Source organism: Daejeonella sp. (assembly GCF_049655485.1).
Lineage (GTDB): Bacteria > Bacteroidota > Bacteroidia > Sphingobacteriales > Sphingobacteriaceae > Daejeonella.
The window spans coordinates 1-8468 of sequence record NZ_JBASJU010000419.1; the positions used below are offsets into that span (position 1 = coordinate 1).

Below are 8468 nucleotides of genomic sequence, written 5' to 3' on the forward strand. Positions count from 1 at the left end.
GGGAGCTATACATTTAATCCAACGCGGCGTGGCGGTTGGAACTACGATGCGATATATGAGCGCTGCAAGCGTGATGGGATATTGGTTTTGAGTTGTATCAAGGAAGCACCAAACTGGCTTTATAATACTTATCCTGAAGGCCAGCGTGATGCAAATAACGTTCCGGCTCCTTATGGATCTGACCTTGAAAATCCTGCTTCATACATTGCCCAGGCCAGGGTAGCGTTTCAGTTTGCCGCCCGTTATGGAGCAAACAAGAATGTGGATCCCTCGCTGTTGAGCGTCAATTCCACACCACGCTGGACCCAGGATCCGGTGAATGAGGTTAAAATAGGCCTTGATCTGATTAAATATGTAGAAGCAGATAATGAGCGTGACCGTTGGTGGTTACCTAATAAGCGCGGATTTCAGACTGGTCGTCAGTATGCGGCACATTTATCAGCTTTTTATGATGGCCACAAAGGCAAACTAGGTAAAAACGCGGGCGTTAAGAATGCAGACCCTTCCATGAAAGTAGTGATGGGCGGGCTGGCAAAAGCCGATGTGAGCTATGTAAAAGAGATGATCGACTGGTGTAAGGAGAATCGCGGTTACCGTGCAGACGGTTCTGTTGATTTGTGCTTTGATGTCATCAATTACCATTTATATTCTAATGATAACAAATCTACCCAGTGGGGAGAAGCCACTCGTGGTGTAGCTCCTGAATTGAGTGAGATCAGCAATGTTGCCGATGAATTTACGCAGTTGTCAAGGCAGCATGCGGGTAATATCGATGTATGGATGACTGAAGCAGGTTACGACGTTAACCCTGGCAGCCCTCAACGTGCGATTGCCATAGGTGATAAGTCGGCGCTATTGACCCAGGCCGACTGGATTTTAAGATCATCGCTTCTGTATGCCCGTCACGGTATCAAGAAGGTATTTTATTATCAGTTATTTGACGACAACGCCGCTAATCCGATTCAATATGGTTCATCGGGGCTGGCTGATGGCTTGAAACGCCGCCCTGCAGCAGATTATATCCTGCAGTCTTCTAAATTGATGGGAGAGTATACTTACAAAGAAACCTTGAGTAAGGATCCTTTGGTTGATGTTTATGTATTGGGATCGAAAAAAATATATGTTCTGGCAATCCCTGATGAAAAGAACCGTAAGGGCAGTTATGAATTGAAACTTCCGGGAACACAATCTGCCACGATTTATACTCTTCAGCCAGGATCAGATTCAATGGCTTCCAAAAAAGCTGATATCTCCGGTGGAAAGCTTCGGGTGGAGGTGAGTGAAACACCTATCTTCGTGCAGGCCAACTAGGGTAAAATTATTTAGATATGTAAAGAGCCTGCTGTGATGCAGGCTCTTTTGTTTCATGGCACTTTATTTGTTTAGCTATGCTTATCTATTTAAACACTCATGAAAAACGCAAAATTACTCTTATTCGTGCTGTTGAGCGCGGTATATGCTTCCTGCAAAAAGTCTGCTTCGACAGGTCCTAATGTACCATTTGAGCCCGTTTCTTTTAAAGCTACCGAATACAAATATCTTGGAAGCTACGGACCGCTGGGAGAACCACTTGATTACAAATTGGCGCCTGATACTTTAAGTCCCACTTTGGTGCGATTTATAGATTCAATTCTACCCGCCGGACAGGATGTGACAAAAGCACATCCCGATCTACTCTCGAGTAATTCAGATTTGAGTTTAACCCAAAAATCAGATGTGTTTATCACATTTGTTGCTGAAGGTGCAAGTCAGCTGAATACTCTTGCTTTTTATACTTATCCTACGAGTAATCCTCCTAAGAAATCTGCAGACCTTAAAAACGTTACCTATATGTTTCCGAACGCTTCATTAGTCGGATGGGCAGGCGGGGGCTTAAACTCTGGAGATAAAATAAAAATAGGAAACTTCGACAAAGGGATGTCTATTGGTTTTGTTTTGATCGAAAAAGGATGGGACGCTGCCGCAGGAAAAGTTAATACTTCTGGCAACCATTTCTGTTCGAATGAAATCTTAAATCCAGAAACCGATCCGAATCTCAAAAAGCACACAGTTCTGGTAAACTATCCGAAGGAAAATAAAATATTTATTGGGTTTGAGGATATGATGAGATCGGAGCCTTCATGTGATCATGACTTCAATGATATTATCATATACGCTACCATAAAGCCCACACCTTAAGAGTAAATATCGTTAATATCTGATCTGGAATAATGTCTGCTTTTCAAGCCACAATTTAAGACATTTGATTCAGATCAGATTTTTTTGTTATTTAGAGCCTGAAGGAATGCTTTTTAAGTCAATCAGGTAAGCAGAGGCACTTCTTGATTTATATTCTTTTAGAATCTTGCCCATTGTTTTCAACTTATTAAGTACTCTTGTTCCTGGCTGGCTTGCGTACTTGCCCGACTGGTACCAGGTTCTCTCGTCCATGTCACCAATGTCAAAATTTAAGGTATTATCATAGATTAACCAGACCCGTCCAGGTCCATCTAACTGGTTTATGTCGGTTTCAATATTCTTCAGATAAGATGCTTCATCACTCGAGCGTGACCTTAAGTCTTTGCCTTCCACAGCATCATACGACAATCGGCTCAGTTGTTTGTATACCTTGTACTGCGCAACCAGATTCCAATAAACATACACGCTATCGCCCTCAATTTGGTTATTTTCAACAAATTCGAAGGTTCTCCTATAATCGGCATTTTTATATCCTCCGAGTTTATGCGGATTTGCTAACTGGGTAATGGATGATGCAAATGGTGCTGCCAGAAGTAATATGATTACCAGTACAGACACTGGCTTTACCCATTTGAGGCGGATGAGTTTTTCTACCCCTTTTGTTATGAATAACACTAAGATTGGAGCCAGAAAAACGGTGAGTCGTTCGTATACGGGGTAAAATTTAAGTCCCGAAGCAATGAGTGTGAGTAGTATAGGAAAAACAAGAATGAGGAATGATTTCCTTTCCATTCTGAACCATGCAATCATCCCCAGTGCGAAACAAGCCATGGGGAGCAAAGGCATACGCATGACATTCCTGATGATAAAGTTGCTGAATGTATGTTCATCCCACGACCATAGCAGCCCCAGGGGATACTCCAGCATTCTATAGAATTGAAATAGTATCCACTTGGCCGCAGAGATAGGTGAGGTGACTGGCATGTAGCTGTTTCGTTCCTGGAACCATTTTGTTAACCATTCAGAGTCCTGAGAGGTTGCAATAAAAAGAAAGTAATGAATAAGGAAACTTATCATCCACATCCCAAATGGAATGAGTAACAATAGAAAGGTTTGCCAATTCTTTTTCCAAATATGGTATAAGGATAAGCCGAATGCAATTCCGGCGAAAAGAAAAATTGCTGAATGCGAAAACCATATGATAAGAGCTCCCGCCGATCCCCAGATCAAAAGTGCAGGCCAGTCTTGCCTCTTACTATATTTTATATATAGTAAGATAGCGATAATAGACATCAATAATCCGGAGCTATATTGCTTAACTTCTACCGAATGATATACCAGGAATGGCGCTGTAGCGATCATGGCCGTGGAAATAAATACCCCCGCCGGACTTAGATAATAGCTCGCAAGTCTGTAGAAAGCAAAAAGGGCAATAATCCCGCAAAGAAATGGAATAAGCCTGAGTGCCATTTCATTTTCGCCGAACGCCAGCACGGATGATTTAACCAGAAGGAGTAGTCCAATTGGTGCTTGTTGTTGATAATCCAGCGGTGTGCTAACCAGTTCCCATAAGCTCATCTTTAACAAGCTGGCCGATAAATAGATCTCGTCTAACCACAAGGAACGATTATAGAAAAAATGAAAGGTCCTTATCAAAATTCCGTAGGCTATAACGGCATAGGCCAATACCTTCCATGTTATTGCAGCAGTTTTTGTAAAAAGGGAATTTGCCGCTAAGGGTTTTTCCGACATTTGGGTTTGTATATATTTTTTAAATTGCTTCAGTAGTCCTAACCTAGTGTCCACAAGGTTGAGGAGCATCTTGATAGAGCCTGAAATTAAACAATTTAGTAAACAGGTAAAAGTCCTTTGGTATCGTTCTGGTCGTGCCTTCGCCATTGGCAACGAAAACTTCTCTTTTCCCATTCAAGAGATACTCTACTCGTGCAGGTTTTTTTGCTATAACATAACGGTTAAAGTGAAACAGGACCATCTTTTTCTTTTCATCGGCAGCTTTTTGAAGAAACAGATCTGTTGAAGAAATTAACTCTACATATTCCTTTTGGAAATCAAAAATCTGTAAGTTAGCCGGCATCAGGTAGTGATTAGAGATTCCGGCTTCTGTACGCAAATTTGAAAACATGGAATATGAACTCTCTGTTTTTAATCCGAGGTAGGGGCTAATACCGTTGAAAAATACCAGGATTGGCATTATCCAAAAGCCTTTTTTGCAAATCGAAAAGAATTGGGGTTCTGTAACATCTGTTTTTCTGAAGTAATAACGTAGAATCACATAAAGAAAAACCAGATTATACAGTAACCAGAAGATATATAAATTAAAATCCGGGAATTCAGGAAACTTGCGGACAAGTAAATGAAGGAAGGCTAACCCAATAATGATCAATATAATAAGTCCAAAAAGCCGGGCTAAACTAAAGCGGTCAAATAATTTGATAACTTTTATCTTCTGGTAATCATTAACGATAGAATCGGTAAGCGATTTATCTGCGAAAAGGAAATAAAGAGCAAACATCATGGAGGAAAAGTCGAAGTATCCGTTATAGGAACTATAGGCCAGTACCGAGTGAAATAATAAGCCGATAACAATACCCGCCTTGCGCGTTTTTTTAAAGAATAAGAGAAGTGGGATGGCTGTTTCAATGAAAAGGGTAAAGTATCCAGCCAGTGCAAAAATTTCCGGTGTAATTGGGAAATTGAATTTATTCTGAGCATCCAGAAGTTCAGTCGCGCAGCTTATTTGAGGATCAAGGAAATCGGAATTTAACTTATGAAAAACCGCAAAGAAATAAAGTATCAGTACTTCAATTCTAAGGATTGGGGCGAAGAGTCCGATCCATCTCGTCTTATCGACATAAAAAGACTTGTCCTTAATAATGAGAAAAATCAGGACCTGAATTATGGTAATATTTACAAAAGCGGTGAATAACCAATGATTATTTACTTCTGGTAATAGATAGAAAACATCGTAAAGCTGAAGAATCATCAGGACGATAAACCCTTTGACATTTCCCGGCTTATAGATAACAAACAGGGCAGCCAGGGTTAACAATGCATAATTTAGCTTTTCTTCAAAAACACCCGCATAGGCCATATGGAATAGCGTAGCGATACTCCATAGTACGGTGAATATTTTAAATTGAGATATTGCTGTATAATTCTCATCAGTTTTTTCCATCTTTTATATAACCGTCGGGTTAAGAAACTGTGTCAGTTTTTTCAGGAAATATCAGAAAAGAAAAATGACTCGAGCATGGTGCTGTGTATTGATGGTTAATTCCCATATACCGAACTGTCTTGCTTTCGTCCATTTTATTCATAAAAAAATCTGAAGATAGCAAATAGTAAGTTACCAGAAACTTGATATTGTCTGAATCCGTTGCATTGAAGTTCAGAACATAGTATGACCTCCATTTGATGTTTGATGCAATGCCTGGTTTATCTTTTTGCAAATAATCCTGTGCATACTTTCTCACTCCCTCGGGGTCAAGCTTAAGATAGTGAAATTCTTGTGTTATCAGATCGAAGGCTATATCCTCTAAGGATTTGACAGCCACGAAGATTGAAATAGGAAGCAATACCAATGCACCTCCTATTCCGATAAATTCTAAAAATTTTCTTCTCTTCAGCATGGTCTAAAATGATCGGTCGGCTGCCATAAGCGATAAAGCCGATAAGGTTAAAGTTGGATTTGAGGGTGTGTAAGTAGTAAACGCACCACTGCCTAAAACAAATAAATTGCGATAGTTATGATGGATGAGATTTTTGTCGACCACGCCCTCATTTGGATTACTGCTCATCCTGCTTGCTCCAAGAATATGTCCTTCGTCAGGGAATGGTTCCAGGTATTCTATTTTCTCGACTGGAAGCACAGAGAGGATGTCAGGAAGCTTTTGTTTCATATGCTCAACTCCCCGCATCGTGTATTCTGAAGCGCCGGTAAATTTCACTTCGGGTTTGAGTTTGTCGCCAGTGGTTGTTACATAATTTTGATCGGCGGGCAAATCCTCAAAAATCATCCTGTAACTTGCAATATTCAGCCATTTTCCTTGTTCCAGCCTGATATATGGGGCATTATTTGCTTCGATCAGACACGCTGCTTTATCTTTCCTGTGCTCGCCGTCATAAAGCATGTACCCGTTGGCATTTACCCATGTACTTCCTCCGGTATTTCTCATATTGTCCAGGTAAACAAGTGCCTGTAGGCCCAATTGCTCACCCATGCCTTTTCCGGTAAAAGGATTAGTATCCCCAGAGTTCAGGAGTATGTTCGAGTTGAAAATGGGATTTGCACCAAGGGCAAATACATCCGCTGATATTTTTAGTTCTTTGCCGTCTTTCATAAAATGAATTGACTTAGCAGATTTCCCTTCGAGGGTAAGGCTATATGCCTGTGAACCATAGGCCACTTCCACTCTCTGATCGGTATACACGGGCATGCCCGAATTTTCTATAGTAAATTTGGCATTAACCGGGCACAGATTGCAGGCGATGCTTGCGCAACAGCCGTTTCTCCCTTTAGCGGCCTGTCGTGCCCGGGCAGTAGGCTGGCTGATATATTGCTTCCCATATTTTTCGTGCAGTATTCTGTCAACTTCGGTAAACAAATGAGGAGGCAAGGGATAAGGCTTACTACGTGGAAAAGGAGTTTCATCCGGACCTGAAATAGCCATGACTTCTTCAGCTTCGTTGTAGTAGGGTTCCAATTCTTCGTAGGTTACGGGCCAGTCGTCCGCAATGCCGTATAAGGATTTCATTTTAAAATCTGATGGCAGAAATCTTGGCGTACAGCCCCACCAGCAATTCGAACTCCCCCCAAAGCCAGTTGTAAAAATCCATTTCTTTGACACTTCATTTGTATTTACAAAAGTGTTTTCAGCTGCAACATTTATGTTCGTATCTTCAGTAGTTTCACCCCTTGCGATTTTTAGTCGGTCTGCATGTGGGAATAAGTAGCCCCTTTCGAGGACCAACACTTTAGCAGTGACTGGTGCTTTCGATAAATATTTTTGTAAAAAAAAACTTGAGGCAAACCCGGTACCTACAACTACCAGGTCGTATTTCTCATATTTCATATGGACTTTTTTGAAAAAGTTTCTATTTATTTCCCGCGTTAGTAAGTAACCAATTTAACCAGGGGAGATCGATGAACATCAATGAACAAATTAAGATTCCAAAGAGTAGTAAATAGATCATAAAATACTTCCTGGTATATAGTTTTTCCGAGCCCTGAACGGGAGAGTCTTTCAAAAGCCCAATCCTTAAATACCATGAAAATAATAAGGCAAAAAATGGAAAGCTCACCAACATTTCAATACGGTTTTTGATCAAAAAGATGCCAAGGAAAAAAGCACAGGTGATAGCATAAAAAAACATGGAAATAAGCAGGCTGTTCTCTGTATAATATTTAAACGAGCGTCGATAGGAACCTGCAAGATCCGGATCGCCGATTAAGCGATACTCAGCGAACCTTTTTGTTGCCATGAGGAAGGCCCCACCCATCCAGTAAGCTAAAAGTATACTTGACGGAGGAAAGGTATTTATCCATGCTAAGTCCCATCGGCTCTCTGGCATTCCCAATGCGGGTGTAAAGATGAACCATCCTAAGGCAAATCGAATAGGGTTATTGACTGATTCTGAAAGAACATCCAGGTATACGCGCTCTTTGCTACGAAGAGGGCGAACATTATATACAATGCCCATTATAAGGAGTAGAGCTGCGCATGCTAAAAATTTAACAGAGATAAGGTAAGCCAGGGCGAGTCCTATAATTGATAATGCGGCATATTCAGAATAAACGATAACTGGATTGACCACCCTGACAACGGCGGTCCGTTTCTTTTTTAAAGGGTGAAATTTATCGAATTCAGCATCCAGATATTCATTTATAACATAGTTTGCAGACGCGATTAAGCAAGTGCTTATTATACCTATAATAATCTTGGTAAAAAGTATAGAGTCTAAAGGTGTTTGAAAGTAAGCATATGCGAATAGCATACCTGGCAACATGAAAATGTTTTTGAGCCAGTTATCTGGACGTGCGATAGCTACATAGTCTTTTATACCCGCAGGTACAATTTTAGACTGGAAGTCGGTGGCTGATAAGGTTGAAGCTTTCTCCATCTATGTTGGTTTCTTTTATAGTATGACTCGGTTTTGTATATTTTTAAAAAAGCATTCAGGATCTGTGTTCTTATCCAAAATAAGATAAGGCACACCTGCGTTTGCAGCACACTGTCCATCAAGTTCTTCCCGGTCGCCTACGAAAAGAC

At 40.8% G+C, this 8468-nt stretch carries 7 protein-coding genes; 2 read left to right on the plus strand and 5 right to left on the minus strand.

From position 1 onward, the window contains the following. Both WBJ10_RS16885 and WBJ10_RS16890 read left to right on the plus strand, forming a co-directional pair. The coding region (locus tag WBJ10_RS16885; RefSeq protein ID WP_424292416.1) for a hypothetical protein at nt 1-1311 on the plus strand (1311 nt) is incomplete at its 5' end. Nucleotides 1312-1410: 99 nt separating this feature from the next. Beyond that, nucleotides 1411-2178, plus strand: a complete 768-nt coding sequence (locus tag WBJ10_RS16890) for a DUF4114 domain-containing protein (RefSeq protein ID WP_424292418.1) — start codon at nt 1411-1413, stop codon at nt 2176-2178. A gap of 87 nt (nt 2179-2265) precedes the next feature. Here the strand turns inward: WBJ10_RS16890 and WBJ10_RS16895 are convergent, their stop codons facing one another. From WBJ10_RS16895 to WBJ10_RS16915, 5 genes are read right to left on the minus strand one after another with little or no spacing between them, the layout of a single operon-like run. Then, nucleotides 2266-3930: a glycosyltransferase family 39 protein gene (locus tag WBJ10_RS16895; protein WP_424292420.1), complete on the minus strand. Its 1665-nt coding sequence runs from the start codon at nt 3928-3930 to the stop codon at nt 2266-2268. Nucleotides 3931-3973: 43 nt separating this feature from the next. Further along, nucleotides 3974-5374, minus strand: coding sequence for a hypothetical protein (locus tag WBJ10_RS16900; protein ID WP_424292422.1), 1401 nt, complete (start codon nt 5372-5374; stop codon nt 3974-3976). A gap of 19 nt (nt 5375-5393) precedes the next feature. Continuing rightward, the gene (locus WBJ10_RS16905; protein ID WP_424292424.1) at nt 5394-5828 is read right to left on the minus strand and encodes a hypothetical protein; all 435 of its coding nucleotides are present in this window, start codon (nt 5826-5828) and stop codon (nt 5394-5396) included. A gap of 3 nt (nt 5829-5831) precedes the next feature. Further along, on the minus strand, nt 5832-7271 hold the full coding sequence (locus WBJ10_RS16910) for a GMC oxidoreductase (protein ID WP_424292426.1): 1440 nt from the start codon (nt 7269-7271) through the stop codon (nt 5832-5834). 22 nt (nt 7272-7293) lie between these two features. Next, nucleotides 7294-8319, minus strand: a complete 1026-nt coding sequence (locus WBJ10_RS16915; protein WP_424292428.1) for a UbiA prenyltransferase family protein — start codon at nt 8317-8319, stop codon at nt 7294-7296. Nucleotides 8320-8468 lie beyond the last annotated feature (149 nt).